This is a genomic window from Duganella sp. GW821-FHT01E12 (assembly GCF_059422325.1).
Map to the genome: position 1 here is coordinate 1 of NZ_JBWKWR010000023.1, position 19,612 is coordinate 19,612.

17 protein-coding genes and 1 riboswitch are annotated in these 19,612 nt (G+C 64.2%); of the genes, 2 read left to right on the forward strand and 15 right to left on the reverse strand.

Annotated features, from left to right (window positions below):
* The first annotated feature begins 182 nt into the window (after positions 1–182).
* Complete coding sequence (locus AC07WS_RS30055) at positions 183–2,207, forward strand: esterase-like activity of phytase family protein (RefSeq protein WP_494732595.1); 2,025 nt, start codon at positions 183–185, stop codon at positions 2,205–2,207.
* A gap of 32 nt (positions 2,208–2,239) precedes the next feature.
* On the opposite strand, the gene AC07WS_RS30060 is transcribed toward AC07WS_RS30055, so the two are convergent.
* Positions 2,240–3,643, reverse strand: a complete 1,404-nt coding sequence (locus AC07WS_RS30060) for a DHA2 family efflux MFS transporter permease subunit (RefSeq protein ID WP_494732596.1) — start codon at positions 3,641–3,643, stop codon at positions 2,240–2,242.
* A 102-nt stretch (positions 3,644–3,745) separates the two neighbouring features.
* Between AC07WS_RS30060 and AC07WS_RS30065 the strand changes: the two genes are divergently transcribed.
* Positions 3,746–5,476: an alkaline phosphatase D family protein gene (locus tag AC07WS_RS30065; protein WP_494732597.1), complete on the forward strand. Its 1,731-nt coding sequence runs from the start codon at positions 3,746–3,748 to the stop codon at positions 5,474–5,476.
* Here the strand turns inward: AC07WS_RS30065 and bluB are convergent.
* The 14 genes from bluB to cobT form a co-directional block, all read right to left on the reverse strand.
* Positions 5,473–6,141: a 5,6-dimethylbenzimidazole synthase gene (gene bluB / locus AC07WS_RS30070; RefSeq protein ID WP_494732598.1), complete on the reverse strand. Its 669-nt coding sequence runs from the start codon at positions 6,139–6,141 to the stop codon at positions 5,473–5,475. The genes AC07WS_RS30065 and bluB overlap by 4 nt on opposite strands.
* The gene (locus AC07WS_RS30075; protein ID WP_494732599.1) at positions 6,138–7,604 is read right to left on the reverse strand and encodes a cobyric acid synthase; all 1,467 of its coding nucleotides are present in this window, start codon (positions 7,602–7,604) and stop codon (positions 6,138–6,140) included. The genes bluB and AC07WS_RS30075 overlap by 4 nt, the downstream gene beginning before the upstream one ends.
* A gap of 1 nt (position 7,605) precedes the next feature.
* Positions 7,606–8,493, reverse strand: a complete 888-nt coding sequence (locus tag AC07WS_RS30080) for a cobalamin-binding protein (RefSeq protein ID WP_494732600.1) — start codon at positions 8,491–8,493, stop codon at positions 7,606–7,608.
* Positions 8,490–9,479, reverse strand: a complete 990-nt coding sequence (gene cobD / locus AC07WS_RS30085; RefSeq protein ID WP_494732601.1) for a threonine-phosphate decarboxylase CobD — start codon at positions 9,477–9,479, stop codon at positions 8,490–8,492. Before cobD ends, AC07WS_RS30080 begins: the two co-directional genes overlap by 4 nt.
* Positions 9,472–10,434: an adenosylcobinamide-phosphate synthase CbiB gene (gene cbiB / locus AC07WS_RS30090; protein WP_494732602.1), complete on the reverse strand. Its 963-nt coding sequence runs from the start codon at positions 10,432–10,434 to the stop codon at positions 9,472–9,474. The genes cobD and cbiB overlap by 8 nt, the downstream gene beginning before the upstream one ends.
* Positions 10,428–10,985 (reverse strand): bifunctional adenosylcobinamide kinase/adenosylcobinamide-phosphate guanylyltransferase, encoded by a 558-nt coding sequence (gene cobU / locus AC07WS_RS30095; RefSeq protein ID WP_494732603.1) that lies wholly within the window; start codon positions 10,983–10,985, stop codon positions 10,428–10,430. The genes cbiB and cobU overlap by 7 nt, the downstream gene beginning before the upstream one ends.
* Positions 10,982–12,286, reverse strand: a complete 1,305-nt coding sequence (locus AC07WS_RS30100) for a cobyrinic acid a,c-diamide synthase CobB (protein WP_494732604.1) — start codon at positions 12,284–12,286, stop codon at positions 10,982–10,984. The genes cobU and AC07WS_RS30100 overlap by 4 nt, the downstream gene beginning before the upstream one ends.
* On the reverse strand, positions 12,286–12,924 hold the full coding sequence (cobO, locus tag AC07WS_RS30105) for a cob(I)yrinic acid a,c-diamide adenosyltransferase (RefSeq protein ID WP_494732605.1): 639 nt from the start codon (positions 12,922–12,924) through the stop codon (positions 12,286–12,288). Before cobO ends, AC07WS_RS30100 begins: the two co-directional genes overlap by 1 nt.
* Positions 12,921–13,694 carry an ABC transporter ATP-binding protein gene (locus tag AC07WS_RS30110; protein WP_494732611.1) on the reverse strand — a complete coding sequence of 258 codons (774 nt, stop codon included), beginning with the start codon at positions 13,692–13,694 and terminating at the stop codon, positions 12,921–12,923. Before AC07WS_RS30110 ends, cobO begins: the two co-directional genes overlap by 4 nt.
* A complete protein-coding gene (locus AC07WS_RS30115) occupies positions 13,694–14,716 on the reverse strand; it encodes a FecCD family ABC transporter permease (protein ID WP_494732606.1) in 1,023 nt (340 codons plus the stop codon). Before AC07WS_RS30115 ends, AC07WS_RS30110 begins: the two co-directional genes overlap by 1 nt.
* A gap of 72 nt (positions 14,717–14,788) precedes the next feature.
* Positions 14,789–16,645 carry a TonB-dependent receptor domain-containing protein gene (locus AC07WS_RS30120; protein ID WP_494732607.1) on the reverse strand — a complete coding sequence of 619 codons (1,857 nt, stop codon included), beginning with the start codon at positions 16,643–16,645 and terminating at the stop codon, positions 14,789–14,791.
* A 137-nt stretch (positions 16,646–16,782) separates the two neighbouring features.
* A riboswitch (cobalamin riboswitch) is annotated at positions 16,783–17,015 on the reverse strand.
* A gap of 33 nt (positions 17,016–17,048) precedes the next feature.
* Positions 17,049–17,600 (reverse strand): histidine phosphatase family protein, encoded by a 552-nt coding sequence (locus AC07WS_RS30125; protein WP_494732608.1) that lies wholly within the window; start codon positions 17,598–17,600, stop codon positions 17,049–17,051.
* Positions 17,601–17,604: 4 nt separating this feature from the next.
* Complete coding sequence (locus tag AC07WS_RS30130; protein ID WP_494732609.1) at positions 17,605–18,387, reverse strand: adenosylcobinamide-GDP ribazoletransferase; 783 nt, start codon at positions 18,385–18,387, stop codon at positions 17,605–17,607.
* 5 nt (positions 18,388–18,392) lie between these two features.
* The gene (cobT, locus tag AC07WS_RS30135; protein ID WP_494732610.1) at positions 18,393–19,424 is read right to left on the reverse strand and encodes a nicotinate-nucleotide--dimethylbenzimidazole phosphoribosyltransferase; all 1,032 of its coding nucleotides are present in this window, start codon (positions 19,422–19,424) and stop codon (positions 18,393–18,395) included.
* Positions 19,425–19,612 lie beyond the last annotated feature (188 nt).

Here is a 19,612-nt window from a genome sequence, read left to right on the forward strand (position 1 = left end):
CAGGACCGTGAAACAACTCTGCGCCGATGATAGTGCTGCAACCAGTGTGAAAGTAGGTTATCGTCAGGCTAGTTATAAGAAAAAGCCCGCTCAGTGAACTGAGCGGGCTTTTTTGCGTCTGTCACATCCATGTAACCTCCTCTGGCTAAACTTGCTTCTTTTTCAATCGAGGCAAGCAGAGCATGAAAAACTTTTCCCTGATTTCACTGGCCGTATTCTCTGTGCTGGCCGGCTGCGGCGGCAGCGATACGGCGGCGCCAGCCAAAACGCCGACCACTGGCGTGTTCCTGGACGGCGCGGTGGAGAATCTGGATTACGTCGCCGGCACCGCCGCGAAAGCCAGCACCTCGGCCAAGGGAGAGTTCACCTGCTACGCCGGCGATACCGTCAGCTTCAGCATAGGCGGGGTCGCGTTGGGCAGCGCTCCATGTGCCGCCACCATCACACCTCTGCAACTGGCCGGCGTGAGCGATGTCAAGGACACCCAAGTGGTCAACCGCCTGCTGGCTCTGCAATTGCTGGACGAAGACGGCGACCCATCGAACGGCATCAAGATCGCCGCCGATGTAAAAACTGCGTTGGCCGCCAAGAGCGCCGACTTCTCGCTGGATGCTACCGCTTTCAACACCGCGATGAGCGCCAACCTGACTGCCGCAGGCGCGAAGTACGCGGCCCGCACTATCGACGATAGCCGTCGCGCGCTGGTGCGCGAGCACTTCGAAGATACACTGGCCTCCAAGGTAGGCACACCGGTGGCGGAGTCCTTCACCCAGACCACGCCGCTGGGCGCCGTCGCCGTCAGCGTCACGCGCTATCAGGTGCAGGCCGCAGCCAGCTACTACGTGCCGTATGAAGGCGCCAACGCCAAGGTCAAAGAAGAGTTCCCGCAAGGCTTCCTGCCGTCGTACGGTTCGTCGCTGGCCTTCAAAGGTACCAATGCCAACGGCGACCTGGAATTCTACGGCCTGACCGACCGTGGTCCGAATGGCGACGGCCCGAATCTGCCTGCACTAACCGGCAGCGGTGTCACCGGCGCCAAGATATTTCCGTCGCCGAGCTTCGCGCCGTCGTTCGGCGTAATCACTGTCGGCAAAACCGGCGCGGTGTTGACGTCGTCGACGCCGATCAAGGTATCGGCTGCGGTCAACGCATCCGGCTTGCCGGTAGCACCTGGCGCCGTGGGTAATTCGGCCGAGCTGCCGGTGGTCGATACGATGAAGTACGACGCCTCCAGCAAGGCCACCTTCAACGCCGGCGGCCTGGATACCGAAGCAATCGTCGTCGACAAGAAGCGCAACGTGCTGTGGATCTCCGATGAATACGGCCCGTTCATCATCAAGCTCGATCCGGCCACCGGCATCATCCTCAATAAATACGCGCCGGGCAGCGGACTGCCGGACATCTTCCTGAAGCGCCGCGCCAATCGCGGCATGGAAGGCCTGACACTGGACACCAGCACCGACAAGCTGCACGGCTTCCTGCAAAGCCCACTCACCGACGGCACTGCGGCCTACTCGGTGACCGGCAAGAACGAGGCAATCGAACGCTACGCGCGCTTCACGCGCTGGGTGGAATTCGATCCGGCCACCGGCACCTCGGGCAAGATGTACGCGTACCCGCTCGACGCCGCCGACTACCAGGACGGCCGCACCGGTAACGCCAAGCTGGGAGAACTGGTCGCCTTGGGTAACGGTAAATTCATCGTGATCGAACAGGGTGCAGCACCAAACGGCAAAGTATTCAACAAGTTGATGCTGGTGGAGATAGGCGCGGCGACCGACATCGCCGGCGCGGCCTACAACGTCAAGACGTCGGACCTGGAGAAGAGCAGCATGAGCGGCACGGCGGTCAACGGCGCGGACTGGAAATCGGTGACGACGCTGAAGAAAACCTTGCTGCTGGATCTGAACGCGATCGGCTGGCAGGCGGAAAAAGCCGAAGGCCTGACCATCGTCGATGGCAATACGCTGGCACTGGCGAACGACAATGACTTCGGCCTGAAAACCAAGATATTCACTCCGGCCGGTGTGGCGGTCGACGAAGCCGATGTCACCAAGTGCACTGTCGATGCTGCGGGGGCGATCATCACCAGTAGCGCAGCCGGCTGCAATGCTGCGAACACGATCCGCGTCGCGCGCGGCGAGGACCGTGAGCGCCCAAGCCGTCTGTGGCTGATCAAGTTCACCAAGGCGTTGACGGCGTTTTGATGCAAGGGGCGGGCCGCCAAGGCCCGCCTGTATCAGGCCGGACTTCCTTTGCTGATGCTCTCGCCATCCTCCTGGCGCAACGACCAGAAGGTCAGCGAGGACAGGATGGTGAGCACCGCCAGCGTCAGGAAGGCGTGATGCAGCGCACCGGTAAGCGCCAGACGATTCGATTGTGGCAGGCCGCCCAGGAACCAGCCGGTAATCAGCGAACCTGTCGCCAGGCCGAAGCTCATCGACAGCTGCTGCATCGAGCTTGCCATGGTGCTGGCCATGCTGGAGTCGCCGCTGTCCACGTCGGCGTAGGCGATGCTGTTCATGGCGGAGAACTGCAGCGAATTGAAGAAGCCCAGGCACAGGCTGATCATCACGATCAGATACAACGGGGTTCCCTGCTGGACGAATGAGTACAGGCTGATGGTCAGTCCTATCAAGACTGTGTTGACGGTGAGGACCTGGCGGTAGCCAAAGCGGCCCAGCACCCGCACGGAGATGAACTTCATGCCCATGGCCGCGGCGGCGGACGGCATCATCAGCAGACCCGATTGCCATGCCGGCAGTCCCAATCCAAGTTGATAAAGTAAGGGCAGCAGGAAGGGCAGGCCGCCGACGCCGATGCGCGTGATGAATCCTCCAACCACGGACACGCGGAAGGTGCGTATCTTGAACAACGCCAGCCGCAGCAAGGGGAATGCCGCATCCCTGGCGTGCCACACGTAGGCCGCCAACAGGCTGCAGGCGATGAACAGCAACACCGTCGCCGACGTGATATCGATCTGGTGCTCGCCAAAAATCTCCAGCAGCCATGACAGCAGCGCCACGCCGGTGCCGAACAATACGAGCCCGATCAGGTCCAGTGGCCGCGCGTCGTCGCCGTGATAGTCCGGCATATAGCGGTGCGCGAGGAAGATCGCCACCGCGCCGACCGGCACGTTGACGAAGAAGATGTCGCGCCACGTCAGCCAGTGCACGATCAAGCCGCCGATCGTGGGCCCGAGCAGAGGGCCGATCAATGCCGGGATGATCACGAAATTCATCGCCGCCAGCAGCTCGGACTTGGGGAAGGTGCGGACGATGGTCAGGCGCCCGACCGGCATCATCATCGCCGCGCCAAGGCCTTGCAGCAGCCGCGCCGCCACCAGCATCGGCGAATTGACCGACAGCCCGCACAGCACCGACGCCACGGTAAATATCGCCACGGCGCTCATGAAGACGCGGCGGGTGCCGAAGCGGTCTGCCATCCAGCCGCTGATGGGTATCGAAACCGCCAGGCTGAGGATATAACTGGTGACGACCGCTTTCAAACTGAGGGGAGTCACTTGCAGGCTGGTCGCCATGCTGGGAATCGCCGTATTGACGATGGTGGAGTCCAGCTGCTCCATGAACAGGGCGGTTGCGACCACCCACGGAAGGTAGCTTTTGGCGGCGGATGTATTCATGCGCACGATTGTCACACAAAAGCCACACGGAGGTCATAGGTCATAAGGCGGTCACGAATCGGGCGTAAGTTGGCGCACATTGAAATGGCCGATGGAGTTGATATGGACGCTAAGTCACTGTTCCCTGGTCGTCGCGGGTTTATCCGCCAGATGGGAGCCACCGCTTTGCTGGGTGTGGGCGCGGGCGCGGGCCTGAGCGGCTGCAGTAGCACCGCGGCCAGCATTGCCGATGGCGACCCGGCCGGTTTCGATCATGGCGTGGCGAGCGGCGATCCACTCATCGACCGGGTGATATTGTGGACCCGTGTGACGCCGTGCCGCAGCGATGACAACGGCGACATCGCCGTCCGCTGGCAGATGGCGACCGATCCGGCCATGCAGGCGGTGGTGGCACATGGCAGCGTGACGACGTCGGCGCAGAAGGACTACACCGTCAAGGTGGATGCCACCGGCCTGCTGCCGGGACATGTCTACTACTACCAGTTTGCGGTCGATACGGTGAAGTCGGCCGTGGGGCGCACCAAGACGCTGCCGCGCAGCGATGTGCGCCAGGTCCGGATGGCGGTGTTCTCATGCTCGAATTATCCGTCCGGTTACTTCAATGTCTACGCCGACGCGGCGCGCCAGGACGATATCGACGCTGCTTTGCACATCGGCGACTACATCTACGAATACGAAAGCGATGGCTACGCCTGCGGCAATGCGGAGGCCTTGGGCCGCGTATCCGAGCCGCGCGAACTGCTGCTACGGCTGGAGGACTACCGCCGTCGCTACGCCCAGTATCGTACCGACCCCGATTTGCAAGCGGTGCATGCCGCGATGCCGTTCATCGCCGTGTGGGACGATCACGAATTCGCCGACGACACCTGGCGCGATGGCTCGGCCGAACACAAGGCTGCGGAATATGGTCCTTTCACTTTGCGCAAGGTGGCGGCCATGACCGCCTACCATGAGTGGATGCCGATCCGCGCCCCCGATCCTGCGGCTCCGGAAAAGATCTATCGATCGTTCGACTTCGGCGGCGTGGTGTCGCTGCACATGCTGGACACGCGCCTGATCGGCCGCGACCAGCAATTGATGATGTCGTCCTACTACGACGAACATAAGCGCTTCGATGTCGAGAAGTACAAACATGACGTTTGCTCACCGCGCCGGCAGATGATGGGCGCCGAGCAGATGGCGTGGCTGGAGGGCCAGGTCCAGCGTTCGAACGCGCGCTGGCAGATGCTGGGCCAGCAGGTGCTGATGGCGCGCATGGAGTACCCGACCGCCGTCGCCATGGGGGAGTGCAATTGCACCGACTATTCCGCGCTGAAGAAGCGTGCCGCTGCCGATCCCTCCTGCGTCAGCGGCAAGGAAAAGCGCTGGCTGACCGCGCCGACGCTGCCCTGCTATATGGATTCGTGGGACGGCTACCAGAACGACCGTGAACTGGTGTTCTCCATGATGCAGCGCCATCGCAAGAACATGGTGGTGCTGGCCGGCGACACCCACAACGCCTGGGCCAGCGACCTGCATGACGCGCAAGGCCGTCAGGTGGGCGTGGAGTTCGCGACGGCTTCGGTGTCGTCGCCGGGGATGGAGGGCGCGTATCCGGATCGCGATCCAGAAGATGTGGCGAGCATGATGTTGGATTTGATCGAGCCACTGTACTACGCACAAACCAGCAAGCGCGGTTACATGATCGTCACCGCCAGCCACGAACAGGTGCGCTGCGACTGGCGGTTCGTCGATACCGTCTTCAAGCACGAGTTCATCGCCGCGACGGAACGCAGCCTTCGCACCTTGCCTGGGCCCGGCAACCGCAAGATCGAGGAATGCTCCGGAGCCTAAACGGCGCTGGCCGGATTGTCCCAGCGGTCCTCGAACATGACATCGGAGAGCGGCCGGCGCCGGTCCCATTTTTCAAGCTCCAGCATCGGCGCGGTGTAGAACTCGTCCACGTGGCCGACGCATAGCACCGCGATCGGCTGGCTGCCGTCCGGCATGCCGCAGATGTCGCGCAACTGCTGCGGATCGAACATCGACACCCAGCCAGCGCCTATGCCTTCCGCGCGCGCGGCGAGCCAGAAGTTCTGCAGCGCGCAGGCGGCGGAGGCCAGGTCCATTTCCGGCATGGTGCGGCGGCCGAATACATATTGTTCCCGCTTGTCGATCAGGCCCACCACCAGCACTTCGGCGCAGGCCAGTATGCCTTCCACTTTTAGCTGCATGAATTCCTCGGCGCGTTTGCCCAATGCTTCGGCGGTCTTGATGCGCTCTTCGTTCACGTGCTTGTGTATCTGCGCGCGCAGCACGGGACTGGTGATGCGGATAAAGCGCCAGGGTTGCATCAGGCCGACGCTGGGGCCATTGTGGGCGGCGCCGATGAAGCGCTCCAGTTGTCCAGGCTCCAGCGGGCCGGGTTTGAAGTGGCGCACGTCGCGCCGTTCACGGATGGCGCGGTAGACACCTTCGATTTCGGCGGATGCGAAGGCGTGCGGGCTGGTGGTACTCATACCGATGCCTCCTTTCCGTGCAGCGCAAGCAGGGCGTCCAGCAACGGTTGGGTGGCATCTGCGATGCGATCCAGGCTGGCCTCGCGCAATGCGCTGGTGTCCACCGAATTTTGCGTATGCAGTCCGGCCCAGCGCAACAGCGCGCTACTGGCCTGCGGGGTGTCGAACAGGCCATGCAGGTAGGTGCCGAGGATCTGTCCATCCGCCGAGCGCGCGCCTTCGGGGCGGCCGTCGATGATGAAGGCCGGCGTATCGAGCGCGGCTCCGGCCGAGATGCCCATGTGGATTTCATAGCCGCTGACGCTGGCCTTGTCCTCGTCAAAGGCACACACGCCCTGCACCTGCACCAGCCGTTTGTCCGCTGTCATTTCGGTGTTCATGTCGAGCAGGCCGAGCGCGGGAGAAGTGCCTGGTGCCCCCTCCATGCCCAGCGGGTCGGTCACGCTGTGGCCAAGCATCTGGAAGCCGCCGCAGACGCCGATCACCTTGCCGCCGTAGCGCAGGTGGCGGGCGATTTGCTTCGGCCATCCTTGTGCGCGCAGCCAATCGAGATCGCCGCGCGTGTTCTTGCTGCCGGGGAGGATGATCAGGTCGGCCGCCGGTATCGATTCGCCCTGGCGTACGAAATGCAGGTCCACGTCCGGGTGCGCGCGCAGGGCGTCGAAATCGGTGTGGTTGCTCATGCGCGGCAGGCTGGGAACCACCACGCGGAAGGCTCCGCGCGATGCTTGGACCGGCTGCACCGCATCCTCGGCGTCGAGGAACAGGCCATGCAGATAAGGCAGCACCGCCAGCACCGGTTTGCCGGTTTGCTGTTCCAGCCATTCCAGGCCGGGCTCCAGCAGCTTGATATCGCCACGGAAGCGGTTGATGACGAAGCCGATGGTGCGGGCGCGTTCGCTCTCGGACAAACAGGACAGCGTGCCGACGATGTGCGCGAACACGCCGCCACGGTCGATGTCCGCCACCAGTATCACGGGACTGTCCACCTTTTCGGCGAAGCCCATGTTGGCGATGTCGCGGTCGCGCAGGTTGATCTCCGCCGGACTGCCCGCACCTTCGACGATCACGCTGTCGTATCGTGCCAGCAGGCGCTGGTGCGATTCCAATACCGCCTGCATGGCGATGGTTTTGTATTGGTGGTAGTCGCGCGCATTCATCTCGGCGCGCACTTTGCCGTGAATGATGACCTGGGCGCCGATATCGCTCGAAGGTTTGAGCAGCACCGGATTCATGTCGGTGTGCGGCGCCACGCCGGCGGCGATGGCCTGCAGCGCCTGGGCGCGGCCTATCTCGCCGCCGTCCGCCGTGACGGCGCTGTTGAGGGCCATGTTCTGCGGTTTGAACGGCGCAACGCGCACGCCGCGCCGCTTGAGCAGCCGGCATATGGCGGCAACGACGGTGCTCTTGCCCGCGTCGGAGGTGGTGCCCTGAACCATCAGGGTCGAATAGGGGAAGCTCATATCAGTTTTTTCGGTGCTGTCGCGCCAGTTCCAGTTTTTCACACAGGGCGGCGGTGCCGGCAACCATGCGCGGGCCGGCGCGGTTCAGCAGTTCGCCGTCCAGCGTGAACAGGTTGTCGTTGCGGACTGCTTTCATCGTCGTGTATGGACGCCACAGGCTTACGCCGCCGTAGTTTTTCTCGCTGGTGCCGAAGATCGCTTCGGGATCGGCTTGCAGAACCGCTTCGTTGCTGACCACCGGCGCAGTCACCTTCAGGTCGGCGAAGATGTTGACGCCGCCGCACAGGCGCATCGCATCGCTGACGATGGAGGCCCCGTTGAGCGTGTAAAGCGGCTTGTCCCACACCTGATAGAACAGGCGCACCGGCGGACGGTTGGAATACTGTTTGGCCAGCGCGGCGAACTTCTGGCGGATCTCTGCGGCGGCGGGTTGCGCGACGCTCTCTGTGCCCATCAACTGGCCCAGGCGCAGCACGTTGTCGGCGATGCCGTCCAGTTTTGTCGGCTCGCTGTGGAACATCGGGATGTTCAGCTGGCGCAGCGTCTCGATCTGACGCTCGGAGGAGCCGTGCATCCAGATGACGATCAGGTCGGGCTTCATGGCGATGATGCGCTCCATGTCGACCTGGCGGTTGTCGCCGACGCGTGGGAGTTTTTTTGCCGCTTCCGGGTAGTCGCTGTAGGTGACGGCGCCGACGATCTTGTCACCGCCGCCGGCCGCGTACAGCAATTCCGTCACGTGCGGCGCCATGGCGATGATGCGCTGCGCGGGCTTTTGCAGCGTGACGGCGTTGCCGTCGTCGTCGCGCACGGTGATGGCGGCGCTGGCGTTGGCGGCCATCGCCAGCATCGTCAGGCCGGTCAGTAATTTGAACGTCGGTTTGCTCATGTATGTGCCTTGTTGGTCCATTCGTTCAGTGCCTGCTCCAGTCTTTGCCAGCCTTCCTCATCGGGCGGCAGGCCGAGTCGGATACCGCGCGCGGCCTGTTTGAACAGCCGCACCCAGATGCCCCGTTCAGCCATGTGCTGCCAGAAGGCCTCTGCGCGGTCTTCGCTCCACCATTGGAACAGCGCGGTGCCGGCAGAACGGATCTCGTGCGCCGCCAGCAGCTGGCGCAGGCGTTCGCCACTTGCCAGAAGCTGGCCGAGAGTATGCTCTTGCCATGCCCGGTCGCGCAGGGCGGCGAGGGCGATGTGCTGGGCCGGGCCGCTGACGGCCCAGGGGCCCAGCAGATCCGCCAGTCCGCTTAGCAGGCCGGCATGCGCCGCCACAAAACCCAGGCGGATACCGGCCAGTCCGAAGAACTTGCCGACCGAGCGCAGTACGATCAGGCCCGGGCGTCCGCTGTGCGCGGCGATGCTGTTGTGCTGCGCCGTGTCGCCGAAGGCTTCGTCGACCACCAGCCAACCGCCGCGTGCCGCCAGCTGGTCCGCCCATTGCAGCAGCTGGGCGGCGGGTACGCTGGCGCCGGTCGGATTGTTTGGATTGCAGATCACCATGACATCGCTGCGCGCGACCGTGGTGCCCAGCGCGGCGTATGGCGTTTGCGTCAGCGTGTGTCCGTGGTCGCTCCAGTGGTGCGCGTGTTCGGCATAGGACGGTGCGGCCACGGTCACGCGCGAGGGCTTGCGCAAGCGGGGCAAGGCCTGGATCGCGGCCTGCGTGCCGGCGACCGGCAGCATCAGCGGCGCGCCGTAGTAGGCGGCTGCGGCCAGCGCCAGTTCGGGATCGGCTTCGGGCAGGCGGTGCCACGCATTGCCTGGCAGCGTGGGGGCAGGATACCAATGCGGGTTGATGCCGGTCGACAGGTCCAGCCAGTCGTCGCGGCCGAAGCGCAGCGCGGCGTCGCGCAGATTGCCGCCGTGTTCAAGCATGTGCGAGCTCCATCCATCCGGCGACTGCGCAGGCGACGGCCAGCCACAGAGCCGTGGTGCGAGCGACCAGGCGCCATGCGCGGCTGATGTCCGCGCCGGTGGCGGGTTGGCCTTCGCCCAGCGGCGGCCGGTGCTCCACTTCGCCGTCGTAGATGGCTGCGCCGCCAAGTTGCACGCCAAGCGCGCCGGCTCCGCTGGACATGACCGGTCCCGCATTCGGGCTGCTCCAGGCCGGGGCTTGGACGCGCCAGCACTGCCAGGCGCGCAGCTTGCCCTGAACGCCGGGCGCCAGCAGCACATAGGAGAGAGCGGTCAGTCGCGCGGGAAGGTAGTTAAGTGCATCGTCGATGCGGGCGGCGGTGCAGCCGAATTGCAGTAGCCTCGTGGTGCGGTAGCCCCACATCGCGTCGAGCGTGTTCGCCATGCGGAACAGCACTGCGCCAGGACCGCCGGCGACGATGAACCAGAACAGCGTGCCGAAGACGGCGTCGTTGCCGTTTTCAAGTAAGGATTCCGCGCTGGCCTTGGTCAATTCGATTTCGCTGGCGCTGGTGGTATCGCGGCTGACGATGCGGGCGGTCAGCAGGCGGGCCTTGGGCAGGTCGCCTTGCGCCAGCGCGTCGGCGATGGGCAGGTTGTGGTCGCGCAGGCTGCGCAAGCCGAGGCAGAAATACAGCATAATGGCGTGCGCAATCCATGGCGGTGTGCCGTTTGTGCCCAACAGCCAGACCAGCAGCGCGGCAAGGGCAGTCAATGGCAGCACGGCCAGCGCCCAGGCCAATGCACCGCGCCAGAAGCGCAGGCCGCCGCGGTTGAGACGCCGCTCCAGCGCCATCGCCAGATTGCCGAAGCCGACCAGCGGATGCCAGCGGCGCGCTTCACCCAGCATCAAGTCGAGCAGAACGCCCGCCACCATCAGCAAGGCGATGACGCCGAAACTCAAACCTGTCAGCACGGCGCTCCTTTTAGAAACAGCGGCAGGCCGGCGGCGACGAAGACCGCGCGGTCGCACAGGGCGGCCATGGCCTGGTTCAGTCGCCCCTGTTCGTCCATGAAGCAGCGGGAGATGGCGCCGAAAGGCATGATGCCCATGCCAACTTCGTTCGATACCAGCACCACGTCACTGGCGCACTTGGTCAGCGCGCTGGCCAGCATGTCCTGCTGCTCGTGGAATAGCGCGGGCAGCGTGATCTCGCCGACCTCCGGGTATTGCTCGCCGCTGCTGAACAGCAGGTTGCTGAGCCATAGCGTCAGGCAGTCGACCAGGATCAGGCGATCCGGCGAGGACCAGCGCAGCAGCTGGTTGCCCAGTGCCAGCGGCTCTTCCACCGTGATCCACTCGCTCGGCCGGCCGGCGCGATGATGCGCGATGCGGGAGGCCATTTCGGTGTCGCCGGCGGTAGCCGTGGCGATGTAGACGACTTCCTTGCCCGACTCGATCGCCAGGCGATCCGCGTATCCGCTTTTACCGGAGCGTGCGCCCCCAAGAACCAGTGTACGTGTCATGCTGCGCTCCTTGAAAACAGGGCGGCGGCGGCCGCCGGATTGGATGGAAAGTAAGCGTGAAAATACGAGGCCTTCAGGGAGCCGACGCGATACCAGGCTTCGCCCTGAACGGCGGATGGATGTTTGATAGTGTACGCCGTTGGCTCCACTGCTGTCTCCAGCTTGGAGTAATGGAACGTGTGGCCGCGCAGGACGCCGTGGTCCGTCGGCAGGCCTTGTGAGCCCAGACCCGCCAGGCGCGCCTGCATCGCTACCGCGCCGGGGAGCAAGCCTGCCATCGGCCAGACCGCGCCCGCCTGGTCGGCAAGGGTATCGGCCAGCGCCATCATGCCGCCGCATTCGGCGACGATGGGCGTGCCGGCCGCGTGGGCCGCGCGGATCGATGCCTGCCACGTGACGGCTTGCGACAATGCTTCTGCATGCAGTTCGGGATAGCCGCCGGGCAGATAGACGGCGTTCGCTTCCGCCGGCACCGGCTCGTCGGCCAGCGGCGAGAAGAACTTCAGCGTCGCGCCCAACTGGCGCAAGGTGTCCAGATTGGCCGGATAGATGAACATGAAGGCCGGATCGCGCGCGACCGCGATGGTCTGGCCGGCCAGCAGTGGTGCTTGCACTTCCGTGGCTGGTGGAACCTCGATGCGCACCGGGCGCAGGCGCTCCCAGGCCGCTTCGTCGAACACCAGCTGGTCCGCCAGATTGTCGAGCAGTTGTTCGATGTCGACGACTTCGCCGGGCAGCACCAGGCCGAGGTGGCGCTCGGGCAGCGACTTGGCCTGGCGCGGCAGGGTCGCGAACAGGGGAATGTCGCGCAGCGAGGCCGCCACCATCTTGGCGTGGCCTTCGCTGGCGACGCGGTTGGCGATTACGCCCGCCATCTCCACCGGGCCATAGTCGCGCAGGCCGTGGACCAGCGCGCCGGCGGTTTGCGCCATGGCGCCGGCGTCGATCACTGCCATCACCGGCACGCCGAATTCGCGCGACAGATCGGCGGATGATGGCGTGCCGTCATACAAGCCCATGACGCCTTCGATCAGAATCACATCCGCTTCGGCGGCGGCTTGCGCCAGCTGGCTGCGGCACAGCGCATGGCCGACCATCCACAGGTCCAGCGAACGCACCGGCGCGCCGCTGGCGCGTTCCAGCAGCATCGGGTCGATGAAATCCGGGCCGCATTTGAACACGCGCACCCGCTTGCCCTGCCGTACCAGCTTGCGCGCCAGCGCGGCGGTTACCGTGGTCTTGCCCTGGCCGGAGGAGACGGCGGCCACCAGCACGGCCTTGACGTCGATATGCGCAGCCATTACCACTCGATGCCCAGCTGCGCGCCGATGCCGGCCTTGAAGGCGTGCTTGACGACTTCCATCTCGGTGACGGTGTCGGCGATGGCGATCAGCTCCGGCGGCGCACCGCGCCCGGTGATGACGACATGCTGCATCGCCGGGCGGGCCAGCAGATCGTTGATGACGGTGTCCACGTCCAGGTAGCGGTACTTCAGGGCGATATTGAGTTCGTCGAGCAGCACCAGGCCGATTTCGGGATCGGCCAGGAAGCGCTTCGTCTGTTCCCACGCCAGTTGCGCTTTTTCGATATCGCGTTCGCGGTTCTGGGTTTCCCAGGTATAGCCTTCTCCCATCGAATGGAAGCTGACTTCCAGCGGGAAGCGGCGCAGGAACAGCTCTTCGCCGGTCTGCATTGCGCCCTTGATAAACTGGACCACGCCGACCTTCATGCCGTGGCCCATGGCGCGGATCACCATGCCGAAGCCGCTGGAGCTTTTGCCCTTGCCGTTGCCGGTGTTGACGATGATGATGCCGATCTCCTTGTCGGCGGCGGCGATCTTGGCGTCGATGATGGCCTTCTTGCGCTCCATGCGAACGCGATGGCGCTCGTTCAGCGCTGCGGTTTGCTCGTCGATGCCATCGTTATTTTGTTGAGTCATGCTGGGTCCTCCGTGGGAATGAAGATACTGCGCTTGCCATGCTGGATGATGTCGATCGGATGCCCGAGGTAGTCGCCCAGGATCTCGGCTTGCATCACCTCGGCCGTGGTGCCGGCCAGCCAGCGGCCGTCGCCCATCAGCAGCAGCGCGTGGGTGGAGACGCTGTGTGCCAGCGTCAGGTCGTGGCCGATCATCACTGCCGTCTTGCCCTGGCCGCGGCACAAGCGTGCCAGCAGGTTCATGACGCTGACCTGGTGCGCCAGGTCCAGCGCATTGGCCGGTTCGTCGAGTAGCAGCAGCGGAGTGTCCTGCGCCAGCATGGCGGCGATGGCCACGCGCTGGCGTTCGCCGCCGGACAAGGTGCGCACGTCGCGCTCGGCCAGTTCGGCCACTTCCATAGCCTCCAGCGATTTCAGGGCGATGGCGTGATCGTCGCTGCCTTCCCAATAGCGGTTGCCGTGATAGGGGTGGCGGGCCGACAGCACGGTTTCAATCACGCTGTAGGCGAAGGCGTCGCTGCGGCTCTGCGCCAGGAAGGCGCGCTGGCGCGCCAGTTCGGCCAGCGGCCAGTCGGTCAGGGTGCGGTTCTGGATGGTGACATAGCCGCCGTCCGGGTTGCGTAGTCCGGCCAGGGTTTTCAGCAAGGTGCTCTTGCCAGCGCCGTTACGGCCGATGACGCTCCAGCATTCGCCTTCGCGCACACGCCAGTTCAGATCCTCGATCAGTTGCCGCTGGCCGATTTTCAGGGAGAGGTTGTGAGTACTGATCATCATTTGCGCAGCCGGTGCAGTTGATACAGGAAGATCGGTGCGCCGATCAGGGCGGTGATGACGCCCACCGGCAGCTGCTGCGGCGCGATGATGGTGCGTGCCAGCGTGTCGGCCAGCAGCAGGAAGGTGCCACCGGCCAGCGTCGCCGCTGGGATCAGCACGCGGTGGTCTGCGCCGACGGCGAAGCGGCAGGCGTGCGGCACGATCAGGCCGACGAAGCCCACACTGCCGGCGCTGGTGACGGCGCTGGCGGTCAGCAGGCCGGAAGCGAAGAACAGGCCCTTGCGCAGCGCGCCGACGCGTATGCCCAGCGTGGCGGCGGCTTCGGCGTGCAGCGCCATGACGTTCATGGAGCGGGCGTTGCGCACGGCGAATACCAGGCCGCAGGCCAATACGATCCACGGCATCGCGCGCGATGGCGCGCCGGCCAGGTCGCCGATCATCCAGAAGATCATGCTGCGCAAGCGGCTTTCGGGGGCGATGGAGAGCATCAGCGTCACCAGCGCCATGCAGGCGGAGGACAGGATCACACCAGTCAACAGCAGCAGCGCGGTGCCGCCTTCGCCCGCCGTGCCGCCGCGCAGGTCGCGCCGGGCCAGCAGGTACAACATCATCGCGACGGCGACGGCGCCACCGAAGGCCGAGGCGTCGACCATCCAGATGGCGCAGCCGAACAACATCGCGGCCAGGGCGCCGACGGAGGCGCCGGCCGAGATGCCCAGCACATACGGGTCGGCCAGCGGGTTGCGCAGCAGCGCCTGCATCATCACGCCTGTCAGCGACAGCGCCGCTCCGGTGACGAAGGCGGTCAGTGCGCGGCTAACGCGCAGATCGAGCAGGGTGGATGCCAGGGTTTTAGTCTGGCCGTGCAGCAGGTCATTGACTGCTGCGGGAATATCGGAGAGGGGAATCGAGACCGAACCGGTCATGCCCGAAAAAATCAGGCTGGCAAACGCGAACAGCACCAGCACGGTCAGGGTGACGGTGGCGCGTTGTCGCAGATTGCGTGAGAAAGAATGCATGCACTGCTTTCAAAAAGGCTGCCGGGCGCTCGGCGGATGCGCTTCCCGCCCGGCAGGTTACACCATTACCGCTTACTTGTAGCCGTAGCGGATGCCGGCGAACAGCTTGGACATCGGCGTGGTGTAGTTGCGCGCCAGGTCGTACTGCTTGTCGCCGATGTTGTTCCAGCGGACCAGCGCGGACCAGTCGCGGTTGAAGTGGTAGGTCGCGTACAGATTGACCAGGCCATAGCCACCCATGCGGACGGTGTTGGCGCTGTCTTCATAGCGGTCGCCGGACAGTTCGATCTCCACACCGGCCTTCAGGGCGCCGGCGCTGTAGTCGGCCATCAGGTTAGCGTGCTTCTTGGCGCGGCGCTGCAGGCGCTTGTCGCTGGTTTCGTCCCTTGGATCCTGCAGGTCGACGTTGGCGGCCAGGTTGAAGCGGCCCAGTTGCTGGCTGGCGGCCATGGTCACGCCTTCAAGCAGCGCGTGGTTGACGTTGTAGGCGCAGCCGTAGGAATAATCGCCGGCGTATGGGCATGGCGTCGTGTTCACCAGGAGGTCGGTCAGGCGGTTGTGGTAGTAGCTTGCGCTCAGTGCGGTGGTGCCGTTGTCGTAGCGCAGACCGATTTCGGCGTTCTTGCCCAGTTCCGGCTTGTTTTTGTCATTGCCGTAGCCTGGGTAGTACAGTTCATTGAAGGTTGGTGCGCGGAAGCTGGTGCCATAGCTGGCGGTGGCGCGCAACGCCTGCGTGAAGGTGTAGCCGTAGCCAATGGAGCCGGTGTTCTTCCCACCGTAGACCGATTTGTCGCGACGCACGCTGGCGTTGAACAGGTTGTCGCCACGGCGGGCGTTGTACGAAGCCGCCAGCGAGTTGGTGGTGCGCTGCGAAGCATCCAGCGTGAAGCCGCTGGTCTGCACTTCTTCCTTGCGGTGGTCGTACAGCAGTTGCAGCACGTCGGCGCCGATCTGCACATCATTTTGCCAGGTGAAGTCGGTTTGCTTGGTGTTGGCCTGCGAGTAGCCGAACGCCGAGGCGCTGCTGTAATTGGCGCCATCGTCCTTGGTCTGCGAGTACTGCACTAGGCTTTGCCAGATTGGCAGGATCTGGTTTTTGCTGTAGACGGAAGCGTTTTCGAGCTTCGCGTGCGAGCGCACATCGTAAGGCGAGGGGCCGTTGTCGTACTGCGAATCGAGTTTGCTATGCAGGAGCATCGCACCTACTTCGTGGCCTTCGGCCAGGCGCAGGCTGAATTGCGCCGCCGCGCTTTCGCGGTCGTAGCCATCCTTGTCGGCGTTGTAGGACTTGCCGATGGTTGGGCGGGTGGCCGAGAAGCCGTCCGACTTTTCCTTGCCGGCGCTGATTGCGTAGCTGATGCTGTGTTCACCGCCGGTGGCGCCGGAGACCGAAACATCGCCCTCGCGAGTGTTGTCGGTGCCGTAGCCCGCGAAGGCGGTGAATGCTGGCGCGCCCTTGCCCTTCTTGGTGAAGATTTGGATTACGCCGCCGATGGCGTCCGCGCCATACAGGGAGCTCAGTGGGCCGTAGACGATTTCGATATGGTCGATGGAGGTCAGCGGCAGCGCGCTCCAGTTGGCGGCACCGGTGGTCGACGAGCCGATACGCACGCCGTCGACCAGGACCACGTTCTGATTGCTGTTGGCGCCGCGGATAAACACGGTGGAGTTGGTGCCTGGGCCGCCGGTGCGGGCGATTTCGATGCCGCGCTGGCGTTGCAGCAGGTCGACGATGGAGCCGGCGCCGGATTCGGCGATCTGTTCGGCGCTGATGGTGACGCTATCGCTGATAACGTCGGCCAGTGCCTGCGGGCTGCGGGTGGCGGTAACCAGCACGGTGCCGGCGATGGGTTCTGCGTGAGCGTAGGAGGCGGCCATTGCCAGTGCCAGCGACGTCAAGGCCGCAGGACGGGAGATACGAAGGGTCATGATGTAATTTTTCTATTAATAGCAACCGGCCGACGTCCCCGTGGGCCAGATTGAACAGAAGCGGAGAACCGGATCATGCGTGCAGCGGAGCGCCGTCACTCAGGCCGGCCCCTTCCATTCGCGCACATCCCGTTCGCTCACTTCCACCTGATTTGGCCGGTATCCGGGCTGGCAAGTTAGACCGCCTCACCTTCCCATGCGGAGCACAGTGGTTTGTCAGAGGAGGGCTGTCGCGCATGAATCGCGACACTTGCGTACCGTTGCGGGGGCAGCACACGTGGGCCTTGGCTGAGTGAACCGGCGGCTTCGTGTTTCCCGTTTAACTGCGCATCTGGACAGACGCGCGGGCACCAAAACCCCGTCATTATACGGGTTTGTGCTGTCGCGGTCATCGGCCGGCGGTTTAGTTTTGCAGGATCAGTGTGGCGCCGTAGCCGATTTGATGCGGATGCCGGGCCGCCTGCAGAGCCATTCCGGCGGGCGCCAGGCCGGCGTGGCATGCGGACAGCAGGCGCATCGCGCCGGCGTGGCAGATGACGATGGCGTCGCGGTGCTGGCGCTGGATGTCAGCATAAAAGGCGGCGATGCGGCCGGCCATTTGCAGCACGCTCTCGCCGCCGCCGGGCCGGTAGTTGACCAGGTCCTCGGCCCAGGCGTCGATGTCGGCGCGCGGGATGTCGTTCCAGGCGCGCATTTCCCAGTCGCCGAAGTCGATTTCGGCGATGCGGGCATCCAGCAGCGGCGCGGGGGACTGCAGCAACGGCGCCAGTTCCGCCGCCAGTGTGGTGCAGCGTTGCAGGGGGCTGCTGTACAGAGGCAGTCCATGGGGCAGTGCGGCCGACAGCGCGGTGAGCGTTCGCTCCAGCTGATCCGGGGATACGGCGAGATCGCTGCGGCCGTAGCAAACGCCGGTGGCGACCAGCGGCTGCGGGTGGCGGACCAATATCAGGCGCATGGCGCTACCAAGGCAGGGCGCCATGGCGCATGCTGGCCAGTACGCACAGATAGAACACCACTTCGCTGAGCTGCTGCACGGCGCCGAGGCAGTCGCCCGTGTAACCGGCTATGCGATGGACGAATTTTCGGGCCAGCCATACGGTGGCGATGCTTCCGGCGATCACGCCAGCCGCCAGAGCGCTCCATGTGATCCATCCGCAGGCGGCCATTGTGAGCGCGGGAATGGCGGCGCAGGCAGCGGCCAGCGAAAATTCGGCGCAGCTCATTTTTTGCGCCAACGGCTTGGCCTTGCCTTCGGCGCGTGCATAGTCGAGGCGCCAGATCAGCGAGGTCGCCATCAGGCGCGATAGCGGGTGGGCGACGAACAATGCGGCTATCGTCATCAGTGGAGGCAGCATCGACAGCGTCGTGCATTTGGTGGCGAGCAGGCAGATGGTGCCGATTGCGCCGTAAGCGCCGATGCGCGAATCCTTCATGATCTCCAGCACTCGCTCCGGCGTCATGCCCCCGCCGAAGCCGTCGCACATATCGGCAAAGCCGTCTTCATGGAAGGCGCCGGTGGCGTAGATGCCGGCGGCGGTCGAGAGCAGTACCGCGACCGGGGCTGGTAGGAGCCACGCCGCCAGTGCGTACACGCCGGCGGCGATGGCCGCCACCACTACGCCGACCAGTGGAAAGAAGCGCGATGCCTGATTCAGCCAAGCGGCATCGAAGCCCACCCAGCCGGGAATCGGCAGGCGGGTAAAGAACTGCAGCGCGGTGAAGAACAGGCGTAGTTGGTGCACGGCGCTTACTCGGACTTCTCGCTGACCTGGGCCGATTCGAATGTGGCCATCTGGTTCAGGAAGTTGACCGACGCATGCAGCAGCGGCAGCGCCAGTGCGCAGCCGGTGCCTTCGCCCAGACGCAGGCCCAGGTTCAGCAGAGGCTTCGCACCCAGCGCAGCCAGCATTTGCTGGTGGCCGTTTTCGTTTGAGCAGTGGGCGAAGACGCAGTAGTCCAGAATCGCCGGTTGCAGGCGGGCCGCGACCAGTAGTGCGCTGGTGACGATGAAGCCATCGATCAGCAGCACTTTGCGTAGTTGGGCCGCGTTCAGCATGGCGCCGGCCATCATGGCGATTTCCAGTCCGCCGAAGGTGGCCAGTACGTCTACAGGTTCGGTGACGTCGTGCTTCGCTGCTGCCGCTTCGATCACGCGCTGCTTATGCAGCACGCCTTCAGCCGACAGGCCGGTACCGGCGCCCACGCATTGGGCGACCGGGATGCCGGTGAGCTTGTGCATCAACGCGGCGGCCGCGGTGGTGTTCCCGATGCCCATCTCGCCAAAGCCTACTACATTGCCGCTCAGTTCAGCGGCCAAGGCCATGCCGGCGGCCAGTGCGGCCTCGCAGGTGGCGCGGCTCATCGCCGGTTCGTGCGCGAAGTTTTGTGTGCCGTGTGCCAGCTTGCGGTCGGTCAGGCCGTCGCGCGGGCCGAAGTCGTGATTGACGCCAGCGTCGATGACGCGCAGTTCGCAGTTGTTTTGCGTCGCGAAGACGTTGATGGCGGCGCCGCGCGCGAGGAAGTTCTCGACCATCTGCCAGGTCACATCCTGCGGGTAGGCGGAGATGCCTTCCGCGACCACGCCATGGTCGGCTGCGAATACCAGGATGGCTGGCCGCGTTATTGCGACGTCGCGCGTGTTCTGTATTAGGCCAATTTGTTTGGCCAGCGATTCCAGTACGCCCAGGCTACCCAGCGGCTTGGTCTTGTTGTTGATGGCCATGTCCAGCAGGGCGGCCAGCGTCTCGTTATTAGTAGCAGGGATAGTTGGGATAAACATGTGGGCGACTTATAAATCGGAGAAGCCGCTATTTTACCCTTGCAAGCTACGGCTGCTCTTGCTATAGTTCGCCTCCCCGCAAAACGCAGCATGCAAATGCAGCGAAGAGTGGAGAAAAAAACAGGCTTGACGAGATAAACGAAACACTTCATAATCTTGCCTCTTCGCTGATGAACACAACGCTTCTT

What these genes read in the sequence shown, in the direction of transcription:
- AC07WS_RS30075 (WP_494732599.1), bottom strand. Translation starts at nt 7,604, where the DNA reads ATGAGCTTCCCCTATTCGACCCTGATGGTTCAGGGCACCACCTCCGAC.
- AC07WS_RS30065 (WP_494732597.1), top strand. Translation starts at nt 3,746, where the DNA reads ATGGACGCTAAGTCACTGTTCCCTGGTCGTCGCGGGTTTATCCGCCAG.
- AC07WS_RS30120 (WP_494732607.1), bottom strand. Translation starts at nt 16,645, where the DNA reads ATGACCCTTCGTATCTCCCGTCCTGCGGCCTTGACGTCGCTGGCACTG.
- AC07WS_RS30100 (WP_494732604.1), bottom strand. Translation starts at nt 12,286, where the DNA reads ATGGCTGCGCATATCGACGTCAAGGCCGTGCTGGTGGCCGCCGTCTCC.
- bluB (WP_494732598.1), bottom strand. Translation starts at nt 6,141, where the DNA reads ATGAGTACCACCAGCCCGCACGCCTTCGCATCCGCCGAAATCGAAGGT.
- cobO (WP_494732605.1), bottom strand. Translation starts at nt 12,924, where the DNA reads ATGACTCAACAAAATAACGATGGCATCGACGAGCAAACCGCAGCGCTG.
- cobD (WP_494732601.1), bottom strand. Translation starts at nt 9,479, where the DNA reads ATGCTTGAACACGGCGGCAATCTGCGCGACGCCGCGCTGCGCTTCGGC.
- AC07WS_RS30060 (WP_494732596.1), bottom strand. Translation starts at nt 3,643, where the DNA reads ATGAATACATCCGCCGCCAAAAGCTACCTTCCGTGGGTGGTCGCAACC.
- AC07WS_RS30115 (WP_494732606.1), bottom strand. Translation starts at nt 14,716, where the DNA reads ATGCATTCTTTCTCACGCAATCTGCGACAACGCGCCACCGTCACCCTG.
- AC07WS_RS30125 (WP_494732608.1), bottom strand. Translation starts at nt 17,600, where the DNA reads ATGCGCCTGATATTGGTCCGCCACCCGCAGCCGCTGGTCGCCACCGGC.
- cobU (WP_494732603.1), bottom strand. Translation starts at nt 10,985, where the DNA reads ATGACACGTACACTGGTTCTTGGGGGCGCACGCTCCGGTAAAAGCGGA.
- AC07WS_RS30080 (WP_494732600.1), bottom strand. Translation starts at nt 8,493, where the DNA reads ATGAGCAAACCGACGTTCAAATTACTGACCGGCCTGACGATGCTGGCG.
- AC07WS_RS30110 (WP_494732611.1), bottom strand. Translation starts at nt 13,694, where the DNA reads ATGATCAGTACTCACAACCTCTCCCTGAAAATCGGCCAGCGGCAACTG.
- cobT (WP_494732610.1), bottom strand. Translation starts at nt 19,424, where the DNA reads ATGTTTATCCCAACTATCCCTGCTACTAATAACGAGACGCTGGCCGCC.
- AC07WS_RS30055 (WP_494732595.1), top strand. Translation starts at nt 183, where the DNA reads ATGAAAAACTTTTCCCTGATTTCACTGGCCGTATTCTCTGTGCTGGCC.